The organism is Rhizobium sp. BIGb0125 (assembly GCF_024810055.1).
Lineage (GTDB): Bacteria > Pseudomonadota > Alphaproteobacteria > Rhizobiales > Rhizobiaceae > Agrobacterium.
Genome location: NZ_JANUDV010000010.1, coordinates 125,244 through 142,390 on the forward strand (window position 1 = coordinate 125,244; position 17,147 = coordinate 142,390).

General features: G+C 55.9%; 18 protein-coding genes. 10 read left to right on the forward strand and 8 right to left on the reverse strand.

The window, feature by feature from the left end; translation table 11 throughout:
• Positions 1–9: 9 nt before the first annotated feature.
• A complete protein-coding gene (lysA, locus tag M2418_RS23545; RefSeq protein ID WP_259149480.1) occupies positions 10–1,278 on the forward strand; it encodes a diaminopimelate decarboxylase in 1,269 nt (422 codons plus the stop codon).
• A 268-nt stretch (positions 1,279–1,546) separates the two neighbouring features.
• Positions 1,547–4,198 (forward strand): TIGR02302 family protein, encoded by a 2,652-nt coding sequence (locus M2418_RS23550; RefSeq protein WP_259149481.1) that lies wholly within the window; start codon positions 1,547–1,549, stop codon positions 4,196–4,198.
• 52 nt (positions 4,199–4,250) lie between these two features.
• Here the strand turns inward: M2418_RS23550 and M2418_RS23555 are convergent, their stop codons facing one another.
• The 4 genes from M2418_RS23555 to M2418_RS23570 all read right to left on the reverse strand — a co-directional run bounded on the left by M2418_RS23555 (position 4,251) and on the right by M2418_RS23570 (position 6,728).
• Positions 4,251–4,823: a DUF1349 domain-containing protein gene (locus M2418_RS23555; protein WP_259149482.1), complete on the reverse strand. Its 573-nt coding sequence runs from the start codon at positions 4,821–4,823 to the stop codon at positions 4,251–4,253.
• Between the two features lie 106 nt (positions 4,824–4,929).
• Positions 4,930–5,301 (reverse strand): response regulator, encoded by a 372-nt coding sequence (locus M2418_RS23560; protein ID WP_192491527.1) that lies wholly within the window; start codon positions 5,299–5,301, stop codon positions 4,930–4,932.
• A 146-nt stretch (positions 5,302–5,447) separates the two neighbouring features.
• On the reverse strand, positions 5,448–5,996 hold the full coding sequence (gene hpt / locus M2418_RS23565; RefSeq protein ID WP_259149483.1) for a hypoxanthine phosphoribosyltransferase: 549 nt from the start codon (positions 5,994–5,996) through the stop codon (positions 5,448–5,450).
• Between the two features lie 72 nt (positions 5,997–6,068).
• Entirely contained in the window at positions 6,069–6,728 is a 660-nt protein-coding gene (locus tag M2418_RS23570) for a hypothetical protein (protein WP_259149518.1), read from the reverse strand.
• A 201-nt stretch (positions 6,729–6,929) separates the two neighbouring features.
• On the opposite strand from M2418_RS23570, the gene ftsE reads away from it, so the two are divergent.
• The 5 genes from ftsE (at position 6,930) to M2418_RS23595 (ending at position 11,127) form a co-directional block, all read left to right on the forward strand.
• The gene (gene ftsE, locus M2418_RS23575; RefSeq protein WP_192491529.1) at positions 6,930–7,589 is read left to right on the forward strand and encodes a cell division ATP-binding protein FtsE; all 660 of its coding nucleotides are present in this window, start codon (positions 6,930–6,932) and stop codon (positions 7,587–7,589) included.
• Positions 7,582–8,592, forward strand: coding sequence for an ABC transporter permease (locus tag M2418_RS23580; RefSeq protein ID WP_250985535.1), 1,011 nt, complete (start codon positions 7,582–7,584; stop codon positions 8,590–8,592). Before ftsE ends, M2418_RS23580 begins: the two co-directional genes overlap by 8 nt.
• Positions 8,593–8,655: 63 nt before the next feature.
• Positions 8,656–9,369, forward strand: a complete 714-nt coding sequence (locus M2418_RS23585; RefSeq protein WP_405049472.1) for a YdcF family protein — start codon at positions 8,656–8,658, stop codon at positions 9,367–9,369.
• Between the two features lie 116 nt (positions 9,370–9,485).
• A complete protein-coding gene (locus M2418_RS23590) occupies positions 9,486–10,283 on the forward strand; it encodes a 1-acyl-sn-glycerol-3-phosphate acyltransferase (protein ID WP_259149487.1) in 798 nt (265 codons plus the stop codon).
• A 364-nt stretch (positions 10,284–10,647) separates the two neighbouring features.
• Positions 10,648–11,127: a hypothetical protein gene (locus M2418_RS23595; protein WP_259149488.1), complete on the forward strand. Its 480-nt coding sequence runs from the start codon at positions 10,648–10,650 to the stop codon at positions 11,125–11,127.
• A 36-nt stretch (positions 11,128–11,163) separates the two neighbouring features.
• On the opposite strand, the gene M2418_RS23600 is transcribed toward M2418_RS23595, so the two are convergent.
• The gene (locus M2418_RS23600) at positions 11,164–11,691 is read right to left on the reverse strand and encodes a gamma-glutamylcyclotransferase (protein ID WP_192491534.1); all 528 of its coding nucleotides are present in this window, start codon (positions 11,689–11,691) and stop codon (positions 11,164–11,166) included.
• 50 nt (positions 11,692–11,741) lie between these two features.
• Here M2418_RS23600 and M2418_RS23605 point away from each other — a divergent pair, with 50 nt between their 5' ends.
• Positions 11,742–12,743 (forward strand): DUF2125 domain-containing protein, encoded by a 1,002-nt coding sequence (locus M2418_RS23605; RefSeq protein WP_259149489.1) that lies wholly within the window; start codon positions 11,742–11,744, stop codon positions 12,741–12,743.
• A 22-nt stretch (positions 12,744–12,765) separates the two neighbouring features.
• Here the strand turns inward: M2418_RS23605 and M2418_RS23610 are convergent, their stop codons facing one another.
• The 3 genes from M2418_RS23610 to M2418_RS23620 form a co-directional block, all read right to left on the reverse strand.
• A complete protein-coding gene (locus M2418_RS23610; RefSeq protein ID WP_250985529.1) occupies positions 12,766–13,692 on the reverse strand; it encodes a prephenate/arogenate dehydrogenase family protein in 927 nt (308 codons plus the stop codon).
• Positions 13,689–14,798 carry a histidinol-phosphate transaminase gene (gene hisC, locus M2418_RS23615; RefSeq protein WP_259149491.1) on the reverse strand — a complete coding sequence of 370 codons (1,110 nt, stop codon included), beginning with the start codon at positions 14,796–14,798 and terminating at the stop codon, positions 13,689–13,691. The genes M2418_RS23610 and hisC overlap by 4 nt, the downstream gene beginning before the upstream one ends.
• 284 nt (positions 14,799–15,082) lie before the next feature.
• Complete coding sequence (locus M2418_RS23620; RefSeq protein WP_250985527.1) at positions 15,083–15,844, reverse strand: class I SAM-dependent methyltransferase; 762 nt, start codon at positions 15,842–15,844, stop codon at positions 15,083–15,085.
• Between the two features lie 90 nt (positions 15,845–15,934).
• On the opposite strand from M2418_RS23620, the gene gloB reads away from it, so the two are divergent.
• Both gloB and M2418_RS23630 read left to right on the forward strand, forming a co-directional pair.
• Complete coding sequence (gloB, locus tag M2418_RS23625) at positions 15,935–16,705, forward strand: hydroxyacylglutathione hydrolase (protein WP_259149492.1); 771 nt, start codon at positions 15,935–15,937, stop codon at positions 16,703–16,705.
• Complete coding sequence (locus tag M2418_RS23630; RefSeq protein ID WP_250985525.1) at positions 16,705–17,130, forward strand: cupin domain-containing protein; 426 nt, start codon at positions 16,705–16,707, stop codon at positions 17,128–17,130. The genes gloB and M2418_RS23630 overlap by 1 nt, the downstream gene beginning before the upstream one ends.
• Positions 17,131–17,147: the final 17 nt, after the last annotated feature.

A 17,147-nucleotide genomic window follows, 5' to 3' on the forward strand; every position in this document is an offset into this window, starting at 1 on the left:
ACTTAGACCGTGAACCATTTTCAGTATATTGACGGCGTCCTGCACGCCGAAAACGTGGCCGTGCCAGAAATCGCCAAGGCCGTCGGCACCCCGTTTTATGTCTATTCCACAGCCACGCTGGAACGCCACTACAAGGTGTTTTCGGCAGCCTTTGCCGATGTCGATTCCATGGTGTGCTACGCCATGAAGGCAAACTCCAACCAGGCAGTGCTCAAGACATTGGCCCGTCTGGGTGCCGGCATCGACGTCGTGTCCGGCGGTGAGCTACGCCGCGCGCTTGCAGCCGGTGTTCCCGCCAGTCGCATCATGTTTTCAGGCGTTGGCAAGACCGTTGTCGAAATGGATCTGGCGCTGGAAGCAGGCATTTACTGCTTTAACGTTGAGTCTGAGCCGGAACTGGAAGTGCTGAACCTGCGCGCCATCAAGGCTGGCAAGAAGGCACATGTTTCCTTCCGCATCAATCCGGATGTCGACGCGCGTACCCATGCCAAGATCTCGACGGGCAAAAAAGAAAACAAGTTCGGCATTTCCTACCAGCGTGCCCGCGCCGTTTACGCCCATGCGGCAACGCTTGAAGGTATTCAGGTTACCGGCATCGACATGCATATCGGCAGCCAGATTACCGAATTGCAGCCGTTCGAGGACGCATTCCGCCTGCTGCGCGAACTGGTTGAAGAGCTGCGCACCGAAGGTCATGTGATTGATCACGTCGATATCGGTGGCGGTCTCGGTATTCCCTACAAGGACGACAATAACCCGCCGCCACTGCCAGATGCCTATGCTGACATCGTCAAGGCACAGCTTCGCAGCCTGAATTGCAAGATCGTTACCGAACCTGGCCGCCTGATTGTTGGCAATGCCGGTATTCTGGTAACCGAAGTGCTGTTCGTGAAGGACGGCGGTGAAAAGACCTTCGTGATCGTTGACGGCGCCATGAACGACCTCATTCGCCCGACCCTTTATGAGGCCTATCACGAAATCCGTCCGGTCAGAATTTCTGCCGCCAATGCACCGCGCATCAAGGCCGATATCGTTGGCCCAGTCTGCGAAACCGGTGACTATCTGGCGCTTGATCGTGAAATGGCGATGCCGAAGCCCGGTGATCTGATTGCGGTCGGTTCGGCTGGCGCCTATGGCGCGGTTCAGGCGGGCACGTATAATTCACGCCTGCTCGTTCCCGAAGTGCTGGTCAAGGGCGATGAATTCCACGTCATCCGTCCGCGTGGCACCTATGAAGAGCTGATCGAACTTGATTCCGTGCCAAAGTGGCTGGATTGAGATCGGCATTCCCGATCACTTTTGAGAGAAATCATCGGAAAAATGAGGGTGAGCAGCCGCTTGCCCTCGTCTTCGCCATAAACAGTGTTATCTTGTAGACATTGCACCAGCACGTCAGGCGTCCGTTTGGACAGCTGATCGGGTTGAAATTTCGATGTGCGTGTCGTGCTTTGCGAAAAGCGATTAGGGTTTTCGCACCGATACGCTAAAATATTTTGCGATTCCGGTTCTTGCGGGATCAGGTGGCCAGAACCGGGAGAACGGATTGATGACCACATCCAGACAAGGCAGAAAAGGCGCCTTCGAAGGACAACCTGCGCTGGCCCGGAAGGTCGCAGCGAAGCGGTTTGTGGCCAGATTGGTGCTGCTGGCGGAGCGCGCCGCCCCCCTTTCCATTTTACCGCTGTCGATTATCGCCATTTTCCTCTCGCTGGCTTGGTTCGGTGTTTACCGTCAATTGCCGGACTGGCTTCGTCTCTGCGTCGTTTTCATTCTGGTCTTCGGCCTGCTGTCGTCGCTGTTGCCGTTCCTGCGTCTGCGTTGGCCATCAGCCGATGAAGCTGGGCGCCTGCTTGAAGAACGTAATGATCTGCCGCACCAGCCTGTCGGCGTGCAGGAAGACGAGCCAGCATTCGACACGCCGTTTGCCCGCGCGCTGTGGAAAGAACATCAGCTGCGCATGGCGCAACGTATTGCCACCCTCGATGCTGGCCTGCCGAAACCCGATATTGCCCGCCATGACCGTTTTGCGCTTCGCGCTATTCCCGCACTTGTTCTGGCAGCAGCGTTCGGCTTTTCCTATTCCAACGGCGCCGGTACCGTTGTTGAGGCATTCCGCAACAGTCCGGCAGCCGGACCAATCAATCCTGATTTGCGCATCGACGCATGGGTCACACCACCCTCATACACCGGGCGTGCACCGATTTTCCTGACCGGACGTAACGAGGCTGCGACTGAGGCCGTGGCGGTGCCACAGGCATCGAAACTGACAGTTCGTGTCACCGGCGGTGAAGGTGGAGAGCAGGTCAGCTTTGAGCCGGAAGTGGCAGGCCGTTTGCAACCCCTGCAGCCAGAAACAACCTCAAGCGGACAGACACCACCGCAAGCAGCGGCAAACAACGCCCCTGCTCCCGAAGCAGACAACAAACAGCTTCCGCCACGAACCTACTCGCTAGAAATCGCCGAAAGCGGCACCCTTGTTGCCAATGGCGAACAATGGGTCTTTGACGTTATTCCGGATAAGCCACCGGTCATCTCCTTCGACAAGATGCCGCGTCGTGCCGTGAACGGCGCGCTTGAAATCGGCTTTATCGCTTCGGATGATTACGGCCTGCGTGAAGCGCACGCGATCATCGAACCTGCGGAAACAAACGAAGACGCAACACCTCTTTATCCCCTGCCGGAATACAAGCTGGACCTGCCACGTCAAAACAGCCGCGAAATCAAAGGTCTGACCAGTCGCAACCTGACGGAACATCCGTTGGCGGGCAAAAAGGTGCGCATCACTCTGGTCGCCAGCGATGGCGCCGGACAGGAAGGTCGTAGCCCTTCACATGAAATGGTTCTACCCGGTCGCGGCTTCAGTGAACCACTGGCAGCAGCGGTTGCCGAACACCGCCAGATTTTCGCACTTGATACCCGACAGATGCCGAAAGCCATTGCCTTTAACGAGGCGGTGACAATGCGTCCGGAAGAAACCATCCCCAACAAGACGCATTATCTGCTGCTGCGCTCTGCTCATACCCGCATGAAACTTGCCTACGACGAGGCTAGCCTGAAGGACACTGCCGATTACCTCTGGGAAATCGCCCTCGGCATTGAGGACGGTGATCTGTCGCTAGCCGAGCGCCGGTTGCGCGATGCACAGAAGCAGCTTTCTGACGCGCTTGAACGCAACGCACCGGACGAAGAAATAGCCAAGCTTATGGAAGAACTGCGCAACGCCATGCAGGATTTCATGAGCGAGATGGCGCAGCGAATGCAGAATGCGCCGCAATCCAACATGAATCAGCAGGCGCAAAACTTCCTGCGTCAGCGTGACCTGCAAAACATGCTGGACCAGATTGAAAATCTGGCCCGCTCCGGCAATCGAGATGCCGCGCAGCAGATGCTGTCACAGCTGCAACGCATGATGAACAATCTGCAGATGGCACGCCCGCAGCAGGGTCGTCAGAACCAGCAGAACAGCCAGCTGCGACAGCAGATCGACAAGCTCGGCGAAATCATGCAGCAACAGCAGCAACTGATGGACCAGACCTTCCAGTTCGATCAGGCACTGCGTGACCGCATGCAACGCGGCGATCCACAGCAGGAAAGCGAAAACGGCGAACAGCAACAGGGTCAGCAAGGCCAGCAGGGGGACCAGCAGCAGCCAGGTCAGGGTCAGAATCCCACCGACCAAATGACGGCGGAGCAGCTTCGTGAAGCCTTGAAGCAACTGCGCGCGCAGCAGGACGCACTTGGCAAGCAGCTGGGTGAATTGCAGCAGGGTATGAAAGATCTTGGCATGCAGCCTGGAGAAGGTTTTGGCAAAGCCCAGCAGGAAATGCAGGGTGCCGGTGAAGCCTTGGGCCAAGGACAGGGCGACCGCGCCGTTGAGGGTCAGGGCAATGCCCTGAATGCTCTGCGCCAAGGTGCACAGGACATGATGAGCCAGATGATGCAGGCCATGCGCCAACAGGGTCAGGGCCAAGGTCAGGAAGACGGCATGATGGGTCAGGGCGGCCAGAACGGCCGTGATCCACTCGGTCGTCCACGGGCCACCAACGGTCCGGACTTTGGCGATCAGGTGCGTGTGCCCGATGAAATCGATGTGCAGCGAGCCCGCGAAATTCTCGAAGCAATCCGCGAGAAACTGGGACAGAACCCGCCGGGCGAAGCGGAACGCCGCTACCTCGAGCGTCTTCTGGATATCCGCTAGGACCTTATTCCAAAAGCGGTTGGACCGCTTTTGGAGAGCCCAGATACTGTCGTCAGGTCAGATCGTGCAGTTCTTTGCCAAGTGGCGCGGTGAGTTGAAAATCTGAGAAACGGACCTTTAACCCTGCCCGTTCAGGCGTGCAGGCCATCGGGCCCACCAGATAATGGTCAGCGACATCAAAAGGCGCGAGCCGCACGAGCGGCCAGAACTGGCCATCGGCAGACACCTGCACGCGGATAACACCCTTTTCAACCGTGACCCGCATCCAGAAATCATCATCATTGCCTTCGTATGGCGCAGTTGACCAGTCGGAGCGACCGTTGGTCAATACACTCGCCAGCATCGCGCGACCGTCGGAAAGCTCGATCCCGGCCTTGATCCAGCGGCATTCGTCAATCCGCACCATGATGCCAGCCTGATCGTAAAGCGCCTGATAAGCGCCGCGAATACGAAACTGGCATGTAAAAGCCGGTGGTGTCTGGACGCCGAAAAAATGCCCGCTGTCACGCGTGAAGCCGTAATAGGTCTCACGCCAATAATCAGAACCCTCGTCCGTCACCAGATCAAGAATACCATCCTTTAGCGACCAATCCTTCGGCTCATTCAGCCAGACACCGTTTTTCAAGTCACGCTCCTGTCAGCAATGTTGGGAAGGTTTTAAACTGCACCGGTTTTAAATGAGGATATAGAAAAGGAAAACTGAAATGCCTACGACACAAACGCAAGGCAGCTTAAGCCGCCGTGCGGGCCGCCAAGGCACGTGCAACAGCCATGCGAATATCGGGCAAGGCAAATGGCTTGGAAACCACGTCTACGACCTTCTCCATCAGGTCGTCAGCCCGCTCCCGCTGTTCGGCATAACCGGTCATCAGCAGAATGCGCATGTCAGGAAATTGCGAGGCCGCACGGTGGGCAAGCTCGATGCCGTCCATAACCGGCATACGAATATCTGACAAAAGCAGATCAAAGTTATGTTCCTGCAGCTTCTCCAGCCCCTCGGCGCCATCAGCCGCCTCATGGGTCTCGTGGCCATCAAGGCGCAAGGCACGCGCCACAAATGAACGCAGCGAATCCTCGTCTTCGGTAATCAAAATTTTTGCCATAATAACCATTGCTCCTGGCAGTCATCTCCAGCCGTGAGCAAAATCGCCGCTGCACCTTTTCAATCGGTAAAGATTGCGCCCTTTGTTACAAGATAAGACGCGATGCAGCGGACATGGTTAACAAGCGGTCATCAAAACGGAGGCGCTTAAGCCTCCGCATCACCTTTCACGATGCCAACAAATGGCAGTTCGCGGAAGGCATAAGCCACGTCCATGCCGTAACCGACGACGAAATAATCGGGGCATTCGAAGCCGACATAATCCGCCTCGAGGTTTTCCTTGCGCTTGACCTTTTTGTCGAGAAGAACTGCGATGGTCACGTTGCGGGCGCCACGCTCATAAAGCAGTTCCTTGGCGAACAGCAACGTGCGGCCTGATTCGAGAATGTCATCGATCAGCAGAACGTCGCGGTCCTTCACATCGCTGTCTATGTCTTTGACAATCCGTACACCCTGCGAAACCGTGCCAGCACCGTAGCTCGACAGGGTAATGAACTCGACTTCAGGCGCAAGACCACTGTCATGCAGCGAGCGAATGAGATCGGCAGCGAAAATGAACGAGCCTTTGAGAACCGCGATGACCAGCAGGTCTTTTGTTGGACCCGAAGCGATGCGCTGCGCCATATCCCGGTTACGCTCGGCGATTTGTTCCGCCGTATAAAGCGGCTCGATGATCTTTCCACGAACGACGGGCAATGCAATCTCCTTGACTGACTGTCGGGCAGACCTTGACCTACCCGTTCAACGAAAGGAAATCCGCTACCACAATCACGAACCGGAAACACCCGTTTCCATGAAGGAAAGCTTCACACGTGGCGTTTTTCCACCGGGATGGCGCAATTTTGTCGTGAATCCGTGGCTCTGACGCCCCAGAATTTCGCTAACCGGTGCTTCGATGACAACACTGGCAACCAATTGGCCATTTTCGGACAGAAGATCAGCACGGATATCTGGAACCGCCACCACATCGCCGCCATGGTTCTCGACAATACCGTTGATGGACAGCACTTCCATGCCATCTGCATCCTGCGGTGTGATGGTGACATGGGAAAGCCCAAGCGGATTCACCTGTTCCTGCGCAGCAGACGGGGTGCCCGAAACGAGTGTGAAACCACCGGAGACGCCGAAGACCACGATGACAGAAAGCGCCACCAATGCCGAATAAGCATCGACAGACAATTTGCCAAGACGTCTTTCCACGCGCTGCATTACGGCGGAGACCGGACGAGACGGCATCACACGCTGTTGATAACGGCGTTGCCGATTGTCATTGCCATAGCCGCGTGCCGGTGTTTCCTTTACCGTCACAAATTCGGCATCGACCACATCGTTTGCTGGTGTGCCGGAACGGGGCGCTTTTCGCGCGGGATGTTCAGGCAGGAGAAGATCGAAATCGAATGTGTCATGACGACGCGACGAACGGAACATACCCATGGAATTTCCTCTATGGTTTTCCGCCCTTTGAAAACTGGGCATTGAAACAAATACTCACCAAACGTAAATTTAAATGGTTAATGCTTCGCAAACATCGGGTCATCGCAGACACCGCACCACGGGCATGAAACCATGCAGCGACCTGAAACGTTCCATGCAAAATTGCCGTTGTGAAAGAGAAAGACTGGAAGTCCGTTGATCCATTTCGAAAATGTCGGGTTACGCTATGGTATGGGCCCCGAAATCCTCAGGGACATGACCTTCGATATTCCCAAAGGATCATTCCAGTTTCTGACCGGCCCTTCCGGTGCTGGTAAAACTACTCTTCTACGGCTTTTGTTTATGTCACTGCAGCCAACCCGCGGCATGATCCGCATGTTTGATCGTGACATTTCCCGCATTCCCCGCGCAGAACTTCCACTTTTGCGCCGGCGTGTTGGTATCGTGTTTCAGGATTTTCGCCTGCTTGAACATTTGACGACCTATGAAAATGTCGCGCTGCCGCTGCGAGTGCGCGGCAAGGACGAAAGCTCCTATCGTTCCGATGTGATTGAGCTTCTCAAATGGGTGGGACTTGGCGAACGCATCAACGTGTTGCCACCCATTCTATCCGGCGGTGAAAAACAACGTGCAGCAATTGCCCGTGCCCTTATGGATCAGCCGGAAATTCTGCTGGCCGATGAACCGACCGGCAACGTCGACCCTCCCATGGCCAAACGGCTTCTCAACCTTTTTCTCGAATTGAACCGGCTGGGAACCGCCGTTGTTATCGCAACGCATGATTTTGCATTGATGGATCAGATCGACGCACGCCGCATGATCCTTACCGAAGGGCGGCTCGACATCTATGAATGAGATCAACCGCCAACAGCTTTCACCGCAACAGAACCGCAAGCAGCGGCCTGCCATGCGCATCCGTCCGATGGGCCCGATCCTGCCCCCTTCCAATATTCAGGGCAATGCACTGATCGTCGTTATCGCCATCATGGCATTTCTGGCCTGTCTGACGCTGGGTGCTGTCAGCATGATCCGCGCAACGGCATCATCTTGGCAAAGCCAGATTTCCCGTGAGATTACCATCCAGATAAAGCCGGAGGACGGTCTGGACATGGCCGCCGCGCTGAGCAAGGCGCGCAACCTTGCTCTCACCTTCGTCGGCACCCGTGAAGGCACCATTCTCGATGACGCGGCCACAGCCCGCCTGCTCGAACCATGGCTCGGTTCGGGCCTTGATCTCAACGAACTGCCTGTGCCACGCCTCATCGTCGTTACCATCGACGAAAACAATCCACCTGACTTTCAGGCCATGCGTGACTTGCTGAAAACCGAAGTGCCGCAAGCCTTTCTCGATGACCACCGCACATGGGTAGACCGTCTGGTGTCTATGGCGCGAACAACCGTGATGATCGGCATCAGCGTGCTGGGTCTGGTTTTCATTGCTATGGTGCTGACCGTGGTCTTTGCAACGCGTGGCGCACTTGCCGGCAACAGACACATCGTGGAAGTTTTGCATTTCGTCGGTGCGGAAAGCAAATTCGTTGCGCATGAATTCCAGAAACACTTTCTCAAGATCAGCTTCAAAGGTTCAGCCGCTGGCGGATTGCTCGCCTCAGCTGTGTTCCTGCTGGCGGGCTTTTGGCAATCACGCTCCATAGCCACTCCGCAAAGCGATCAGGCTACAGCACTGTTCGGCACGTTTTCGGTTGGCTGGACCGGTTACCTCGGCATCTTCGGCACGATGATCTTCATCGCGCTGCTCACCACCCTGACGGCAAGGATGACCGTCATTCGCACGATTGACGATATTGACCAGATGCGTTCTGACGCTTCCCGCACTGATGGAATTCCTCCGGGCTGAAATTGATTGGCTTGGAAATGCCTGTTCCTTGCCTCAATCTGCCATTATTGATTAGACATGCTGATGAGTCGGTCGCAACGCAACGATGAGACAAATATCTCACGGGAAAGCAGATCTGGAAAGGATTTGCTTTCGCGGCGTGGACCATTGCGCCGCACGGCGCGTTATCTGATCCTCATTATCCTCATCATTACAGCCGTTGTTTTTGCCGGTTTCCTGCGCTTTGCCGATGCGGTTGCGACCATGCGACCGCCAGAAGATATCAAGGCAGATGCGATTATCGTATTGACCGGTGGCTATCAGCGGATCGATCAGGCCGTCGAACTTTTGCGCTCCGGTGCTGGTACGCGGCTGTTGATTTCCGGCGCCAATCCTTCGACCAGCCGCGCCCAGATCCGCAAGATGACACAAAGCTCGAGCGATCTGTTTTCCTGCTGCGTTGATGTTGGTTATGACGCTATCGACACCATTGGTAACGCCAATGAAGCGGCGCGCTGGATTACCGATCACGACTATTCGAGCGTTCTGGTGGTGACGAACAATTACCACATGCACCGCAGCCTCTATGAACTGCGCCGCGCAAGCCCAAAGACCGAATTTGTCGCCTACCCGGTTGTCAGTTCGGACCTTACCCGAAAGAACTGGTTCGCCGACCCGGATGTGTTGCGCACCCTGCTCTATGAATATGCAAAATATGTTGGTGCAGCCGCCCGTGATATGGTTGGCATGGGCAAAAGCAATGGCCTTCGCGGCACAGCCTCTCAGGACGCAAAATAAAACGGCACTTGCCGTAACTGCGCCTTTTCGTGTAGGCGTGCGGTAATTGCACCCGATGTTGTGGTTTCGAAATATCTCCCCTCGAAACAGCGGATGTGCCCGGAGAGTTGCCCTTTATGCTCAAGCTGCGTTCCGCACTGTTCAACACCCTGTTTTATGCCAATCTCATCCTCAGGATGGTCGTGCTGACGCCGATCTATTTCATCCTGCCGCGCAAGATCGCCTATGAGATTCCCAAGAACTGGGCCCGCTCCAGCCATTGGCTGATGAAAAACATTGTCGGAACAACCTTCGAGATCGAAGGTCTGGAAAACATCCCGACCACTGGCTGCATTTTTGCGCCCAAGCACCAGTCCTTCTGGGACACCTATGCATTGCTGCCAAACCTCAATGATCCGGTTTACATCCTCAAGCGTGAACTGCTTTGGATCCCGCTGTTTGGTTGGTACGCGATGAAGCAGCGCATGATCCCGGTCAACCGTGCCGCACGCGGCAAGGTTATGTTGAAGGTGATGGAACGCGCTAAGCAGGAAATGGCAAAAGGCCGTGAGCTCATCATTTACCCTGAAGGTACTCGCCGCCCGCCGGGTGCTGAGCCACAGTACCGTTACGGCATCGCCCGCCTTTACCGTGATCTCAACGTTCCGGTCGTTCCCGTTGCCATGCATCCGGGCCTGTTCTGGCCACGCCGTTCGACCATGCGTTATCCCGGCCACTTCAAAGTGCGCATTCTGCCGCCGATTGAACCGGGTCTAGATCCGGATGCGTTTTTCAAAAAGCTGATACAGGTCACCGAACAGGCAAGCGACGAGTTGCTGGTCGAGACGGCAACCAATAATCCGAACCTTCCCTTGCCGCCAACCGCCATCAAGCGTCTGGAAGAAATCAAGGCCATGAAAAATCAAAACGACTGAAGGTCGCTTCCAAACCTGTCACGGCAGGTAAGCGACCCGTCTTGCCTTTAGCACTTTCATGACAGGGACGTTTGTTACAAAATTGTGTACTAGTCACGGTTTTGCCGCTTATGGCCGTTCTCATTGTAGTTGTCGCCCTGCGCTGCTGCATCCATAAGAGTGGATTACCGTTTGGGCGACGAATCGCCCAAACGACCCCGGGAGAGACGACGTCTATATGATTGTAATGAAACAGATGAGGTGGGGCGGAGCGGCCTTGCTGGCCTTAAGCTTCGCATGCGCTGGAATATTACCCGCATGGACTGGCTATGAAAATGGCCCGATTGAGAATGCGCAGGTTTTGATATTGCTGGGTGGCGCAGTCGTGGCAATGGTTTTCGCCGCAGATCAACAATCAACGCTGCGATGGTTCTGGTTGGCCGTCATTCCTCTTTGGATCGTTATGGCGCTGCGCGAATTGAGTTGGGGTGGCGTCTTCATGCCGGCCCTGTCCGTCAGTGAACACGGACCATATTTCTCATCCTCTCAGCTTTGGTATAGATCTTACATCGTACCAATGCTGGTGGCAGTGAGCCTTCTGGTTGCCGTGCTTTTTATCAAGGCCAAAGGCCCGCATATTCTGAAGTACTTGGTCACTACGCGGCAGCTTCCCTACGCTGATATTGTGCTTGTTATTCTCGCAATGATCATTTCAGCCGGCGCCGAGGGGCATATGGGCCTGAATTTCGGTGATTGGGGTCACATGCTGGTTCTGGAGGAGATGTCAGAAACGGCGGCTTATGTTTTCCTGCTCTCCGCCCAGGCGCGGGTGGGGCTGGCGCTTAGGCACTACAGCCCCAACTAATCCCAATACGGCGACAAATGGGAGGGAGATAGCGGCTTAACCGCCGCTCTGCTCTAGGCCAGATGCAACATTTTCCAGCCATGGATCACGAATACCGATATCCGCCAGATGCTGGATTGTGTTGACCACGTAATCAGTGTTGGGGCCAGACCGACCAACACTTGATCTCACGATCCGGGCGGCATCTTCGGCGCTCAAGCCACCGGCATATTGTTCGTGCAGCGGGTCGGCCACATAGGTCACGGCACTGACCTTATGCCCGGCCGCCAAGCTAACCGGGACAATACGTTCTTTATAAACATTGGTGACAAGTTCGCGCTCGCGCAGGTAGCCGATAACCTCGCCGTGATTGCTTCCCTTGACACGGAAAGCCACGCCACGGCAGGAGCCACCGCGGTCCAACCCCAGAACAAGACCAGGCTTTTCCAGCGTACCACGGTAAACGCTCGACCATATGCACAGAGAGCGTCGGTAACCATGCAAACGGGCCGTCTGACGTTCCTCAAACGCAAAACCCGGGTTCCACATTAAGGAGCCGTAGCCAAATACCCAAAAATCGTCCATATCGCACGCCAGATCATTATTATGTTTCGTCGCCAGCCTTGGAGAACATCATGGCAGCATCAAGCCAATCGACAAGCAACAAAAAATTTCTCTTGCTCGGTTCGGGCATTGTGCTGGCAATCGCTGTTTATACCGGCGGCTGGTTCTATGCCGCATCGGCCTTGCGTGAAACGGTCTTGAAAACCATCAGCCCGGCCGGTGGCAAGGAAATCACCGGCGAATGCGTGGACATGGATTTCCGCGGTTATCCATTCCGCATCGGTCTGTTCTGCTCCAAGGTGAATGTCGATGACAGCACCAACGGCATTTCTGCTTCGTTCGGCTCGCTGCGGTCGGCAGCGCAGGTCTACGCCCCCAATCACATCGTCATGGAACTAGACTCCCCCGCGGAAATCCGCACGGCCCACGGCCTGTCGATCAATGCCGCATGGGAAAACCTGCAATCCAGCCTGATTGCCAAGTTGAAGGGTGTTGATCGTACCTCAACCGTTATCGACGGATTGAAGGCCACAGCGGTCTCTTCCGTCAGCGGCCAGACAATCAACTTTAATGCCGGGCACACGGAAATTCACCTGCGACAAAACAATGCCGATCTTGATGCCGCCATTTCCATGACCGATTCGGCAACCGTGATTGAAGGCTGGCCGCAGGTGCTGCCGCGCCTTTCCACCAATCTGGACGTCACGCTTGTCGGAAAAGCCGGCATGATTGATGGCAGCGACGAAGCGGGGCTTTATGGCGCAACCGGCGAACTCCGTCAGGCCGTTGCAAATATCGGCGAAGGCCGCACCATGACGCTGACTGGCCCGTTTTCTTTCGATGAAAGCGGTTATCTCTCGGGCAAGTTCAAGCTGGAAGTGCAGCAGCTCGGTGAATGGGGCAACAGCGCCAAGGAAGTGTTTCCGCAGCTGGCACCGACCATAGACAGCGCCACTAAGCTACTGCGTGCGCTTGCAGGCGGCAGCCAGCGTGTATCGGTCGATCTCGTAGTGGATCGCGGTCGCGCGACCGTAAGTGGCTTTATTCCTCTGGGAAATATACCGCCGATCTGAACCAGCGGCATCATTTTTCCACTTACTTCTTGTCGAGGATATGCCGGCCGAAATCCGGCGTATCCACATCCTGCCCCGCCTGAACGATAGAACGGCGGATGGCACGTGTGCGGGTAAACAGCTCAAACAGCTTGTCGCCCTCACCCCAGCGAATGGCGCGCTGCAAATAGGCCAGATCTTCAGAAAACCTTGACAGCATTTCAAGGATGGCATCCTTGTTGTGCAGGCAGATATCCCGCCACATGGTTGGGTCGGACGCGGCAAGACGCGTAAAGTCACGGAAACCCGATGCGGAATATTTGATGACTTCCGATTCCGTCACTGTCTCCAGATCGTCGGCCGTACCAACAATATTGTAGGCGATGATGTGCGGAAGATGCGAAACGATAGCCAGCACTTTATCATGGTGCTCGGGCGTCATTTCATCGACCATAGAGCCGAGTGTCTTCCAGAAGGTCTTCAACTTTTCCAGCGCCTGCGGATCGGTGCCTTCAAGCGGCGTGAAGATGCACCAGCGGCTGCGGAACAGTCCCGCGAAACCAGCATCTGGGCCGGACTTTTCGGTACCGGCCAGCGGGTGGCCAGGAATGAAATGAACCCCCTGTGGCATATGCGGCTGCATCTGCGCGATAACTGATGCCTTGGTCGAGCCCACGTCGGTAACGATCGCACCGGGTTTCAGATGCGACGCAATCTCGATCGCCACGCGTTCGGAAGCACCAACAGGCACCGACACGATCACCAGATCGGCATTCTTGACGGCCTCGGCCGCCGAAATTGTATAATGCGTGCCGAGTTGCAGTTCTTCCGCACGCTTCAGCGTCTCGGCACTGCGGGTCGACACCACAACATCGTTGGCGATGGACAGTTCCTTGATATCGCGTGCGATGGAAGAACCGATAAGACCGATACCGATCAGGGCAATTCTCTCGAAATGAACATCGCTCATGCGCTGCGTCCCATAAATTCTTTCAAGGCGGATATAACGCAAAGATTGGCCTCTTCCGAACCCACGGTCATGCGCAGAGCATTGGGGAAGCCATACCCCCGCACAGCGCGCAGGATGAAGCCGCGGCTGGTCAGAAATTCATCGGCATCCGTTGCCCGCTTGCCGTCAACGTCAGGGAAATGAACCAGAACGAAGTTGGTCACGGATGGCGTGACAGTCAGGCCAAGGTCGGTAAACTCCTGCGCCAGACGCTCCAGCCAGATCTTGTTGTGGGCGACGGCCTTTTCAACAAAAGCCTGGTCACGAATGGCAGCGGCACCGGCAGCGAGCGCAGGTGCGCTCATATTGAACGGACCGCGCACGCGATTTACCGCATCAACAACGTCAACCGGTGCATACATCCAGCCAACACGAAGGGCAGCAAGACCGTAAACCTTGGAGAAGGTGCGGGTCATCACCACGTTGCGGTTGGACGACACCAGTTCAAGCCCGGCCTCATAATCATTGCGGCGAACATACTCGGCATAGGCCGCATCAAGAACCAGCAACACATGTCTTGGCAGGCTCGCCTGCAGCCGACGAATTTCCGCAACGGGAACATAGGTGCCGGTCGGATTGCCGGGATTGGCGATGAACACCATTTTTGTCTTTGGTGTCACGGCTGCCAAAATCGCGTCGACATCAACCGTGCAGTCCCGTTCCCTGACGGTAACAGGTGTTGCGCCAGCACCCATGATCTGAATGCGATACACAAGAAAGCCGTGCTCGGTGATGATGGCTTCATCACCAGCGCCGAGATACACATGGCACAGCAGACCCAGCAGCTCGTCGGAACCATTGCCACACAGGATGTTGGCAAAGTTCAAACCATGAATGTCAGCAATCGACTGCCGCAGAACGGTGGCCTGACCGTCCGGATAGATTTCAAGATGGCTGGCGGCCGTGCCAAAAGCTTCAATCGCTTTGGGGCTTGGGCCAAGCGGCGTTTCGTTTGACGAAAGCTTGTACACCTTGGCGACACCCGGCGCATGTTCCTTACCCGGAACATAAGCGGCAATGTCCAGAATGCCCGGACGTGGAACGGGTTGGCTCAGCTCTTCATGCATGGAAACGACCTTTAGAAAAACGCCTGCTCAAACGGCATGGTGAATACCGGAAATTACAGCATCCAATCTGCGATTGCTCCCATCGCAATTAGGAACGCCATAACCTGTTGAATGCCGATTGCTCCTAGACCGGAACGCAGGATTTGTCGAGGGTTAGGCCGTGTTGACTGGTCGTGTTTGGGCCGTTGCCTGGAAGGAAATGACGCAAGCCTCAGCAGCACGACCGAACATCACGCCGATATCCAGGCAGTTTCGCGACATAAACTTGGAGATTTTCACCGATCTCAGCGCCGTTTTGTCTCGCTCGACCGCGTGCGGGTGGTCGGTATTCCCTGCGGCGCCAGCACCGGCACGAATACGCGGCGGGAGGCGCGCTGTGAAACCGGCAGGCCCTGATAAAGGCGCTTCTGCGCTTCCACGATAATCACGCCGGAAAACACCGGCCACAGCTTGCGGCCAATAGTTTCAAAATAGCGCCGCAGCTTGAGAATGAATTTGAGCTTCGACGGCGGAAACAGCAGCGCTTCCGTCGACACACCCGGCGTGAAGTTTGCCTCGCGCAGCAAAGTCGTCAGCTGCCCGCGTGAATAGGGTCTGCCCGAGCCGAACGGTGTGTGCTCCATACGCGCCCAGACGCCACGACGATTGGGAACAACGATCACCAGCCGTCCACCGGGGGCCAGCACACGCCAAAGCTCGGTCAGCGTTTCACGCGGATTTTCGGCAAACTCCAGCGAATGCACCAACAACACACGATCAATCGACGCGTCCGGTAGCGGCAATTCTTCGTCAAACACCAAAGCAGTGGAAGACAGCTCTCCGGCTGGCCAATTCACCGCGCCCTGCCCGGCAGGCATGAAAGCAAAGGTCCGCTCGGTATCGGCACGAAAACGATCGAGATAGGGCACAGCGTAACCCAGCCCCAGCAGGCGCTCTTCCGGCAGCGGTGGCCACATGGTGGAAAGCGCCATCACGATGGATTGCTCAGCCAGCCTTCCCAGTGTGGAATGATAAAATTCGCGCAGATCGACAATATCGGTGTTCATAGCCAGAATGTAGCAGCAGCCGGTTGGACTTCAAGGACAATGCACTTACATGAAAGAACGCACAACCGTAAGCCAAGGAGGAAGCCTGCCATGAAACCTTTGGAAATAGAAACCTTCCTGTGCCGCAGTGATAATTTCGGAGTGTTGTTGCACGACCCGGTATCAGGTGAGACGGCTTCCATCGATGCGCCGGAGGAGCAGCCGATCATCGAGGCGGCAAAGCGCCGTGGCTGGACGCTCACCCATATTTTCACCACCCATCATCATCACGACCATGTCGATGCCAATCTCGCGCTGAAAGAAAAGTTTGGCTGCACCATTCTTGGGCCTCACGGCGAAGCAGTTGCGATTCCCGGCCTGGACAAAACAGTGATGGATGGCGACGAGTTCGAATTTGCCGGACGCACCATCAAGGTGATCGAAACACCCGGCCACACCGCGGGCCATGTTTGTTATTACATTCCCAGCGACGGCTTGCTCTTTGCCGCCGATACCCTGTTTGCGATGGGGTGTGGCCGCCTTTTCGAGCGCCCAGCAGCCGATATGTGGCACTCCTTCCAGAAACTGATGGCCCTGCCCGATGAAACCAAAGTTTATTTCGGTCACGAATATACCGTTTCCAATGCCCGTTTTGCCGTGACCATCGACCTTGAAAACCCGGCACTGAAAACGCGTGCCGCCGAAGTATCCGCCCTGCGAGACGCCGGAAAATTTACGATTCCCACAACGATCGGCCTTGAAAAACAGACCAATCCCTACATGCGTGTTGGCGATGCGGCGATACGCCAACACCTGGGCATGATCGATGCCAGTGATGAGGACGTATTTGCAGAAATCCGCACGCGGAAGGATAATTTTTGATGACAGCGCAGGCCATCATCAGGGAGCTTGAATTGCAACGCCATCCGGAAGGTGGCTGGTATCGCCAGACCTTTCGCGACACGCAGGGCAGCCAGCGCGGCCACTCAACGGCCATTTATTATCTGCTGGAAGCCGGTGAACGCTCTCACTGGCACCGGGTGACCGATGCGGTGGAGGTCTGGCACCATTATGCTGGCGCACCGCTGAAATTGCATGTTTCGGAAAATGGCACGGATAGCACCACCATCAATCTCGGCCCAGACGTTCTGGCGGGCGAGCGGCCGCAGGGGCTTGTTCCGGCGGGCTGGTGGCAATCGGCAGAAACAACGGGAGAGTTTACCCTCGTTGGCTGCACGGTGTCGCCGGGCTTCGAGTTTTCAAGCTTTGAAATGGCTGCACCGGACTGGCAGCCTGAAAGCGCCTGAGCGCCGTCAGGTCAAAC

Bases quoted from the DNA above. Each gene is read 5' to 3' on its own strand.
- M2418_RS23550 (WP_259149481.1), top strand. From the start codon at position 1,547: ATGACCACATCCAGACAAGGCAGAAAAGGCGCCTTCGAAGGACAACCT.
- M2418_RS23560 (WP_192491527.1), bottom strand. From the start codon at position 5,301: ATGGCAAAAATTTTGATTACCGAAGACGAGGATTCGCTGCGTTCATTT.
- M2418_RS23570 (WP_259149518.1), bottom strand. From the start codon at position 6,728: ATGTTCCGTTCGTCGCGTCGTCATGACACATTCGATTTCGATCTTCTC.
- M2418_RS23580 (WP_250985535.1), top strand. From the start codon at position 7,582: ATGAATGAGATCAACCGCCAACAGCTTTCACCGCAACAGAACCGCAAG.
- M2418_RS23585 (WP_405049472.1), top strand. From the start codon at position 8,656: ATGAGTCGGTCGCAACGCAACGATGAGACAAATATCTCACGGGAAAGC.
- M2418_RS23590 (WP_259149487.1), top strand. From the start codon at position 9,486: ATGCTCAAGCTGCGTTCCGCACTGTTCAACACCCTGTTTTATGCCAAT.
- M2418_RS23600 (WP_192491534.1), bottom strand. From the start codon at position 11,691: ATGGACGATTTTTGGGTATTTGGCTACGGCTCCTTAATGTGGAACCCG.
- M2418_RS23605 (WP_259149489.1), top strand. From the start codon at position 11,742: ATGGCAGCATCAAGCCAATCGACAAGCAACAAAAAATTTCTCTTGCTC.
- M2418_RS23610 (WP_250985529.1), bottom strand. From the start codon at position 13,692: ATGAGCGATGTTCATTTCGAGAGAATTGCCCTGATCGGTATCGGTCTT.
- hisC (WP_259149491.1), bottom strand. From the start codon at position 14,798: ATGCATGAAGAGCTGAGCCAACCCGTTCCACGTCCGGGCATTCTGGAC.
- M2418_RS23620 (WP_250985527.1), bottom strand. From the start codon at position 15,844: ATGAACACCGATATTGTCGATCTGCGCGAATTTTATCATTCCACACTG.
- gloB (WP_259149492.1), top strand. From the start codon at position 15,935: ATGAAACCTTTGGAAATAGAAACCTTCCTGTGCCGCAGTGATAATTTC.
- M2418_RS23630 (WP_250985525.1), top strand. From the start codon at position 16,705: ATGACAGCGCAGGCCATCATCAGGGAGCTTGAATTGCAACGCCATCCG.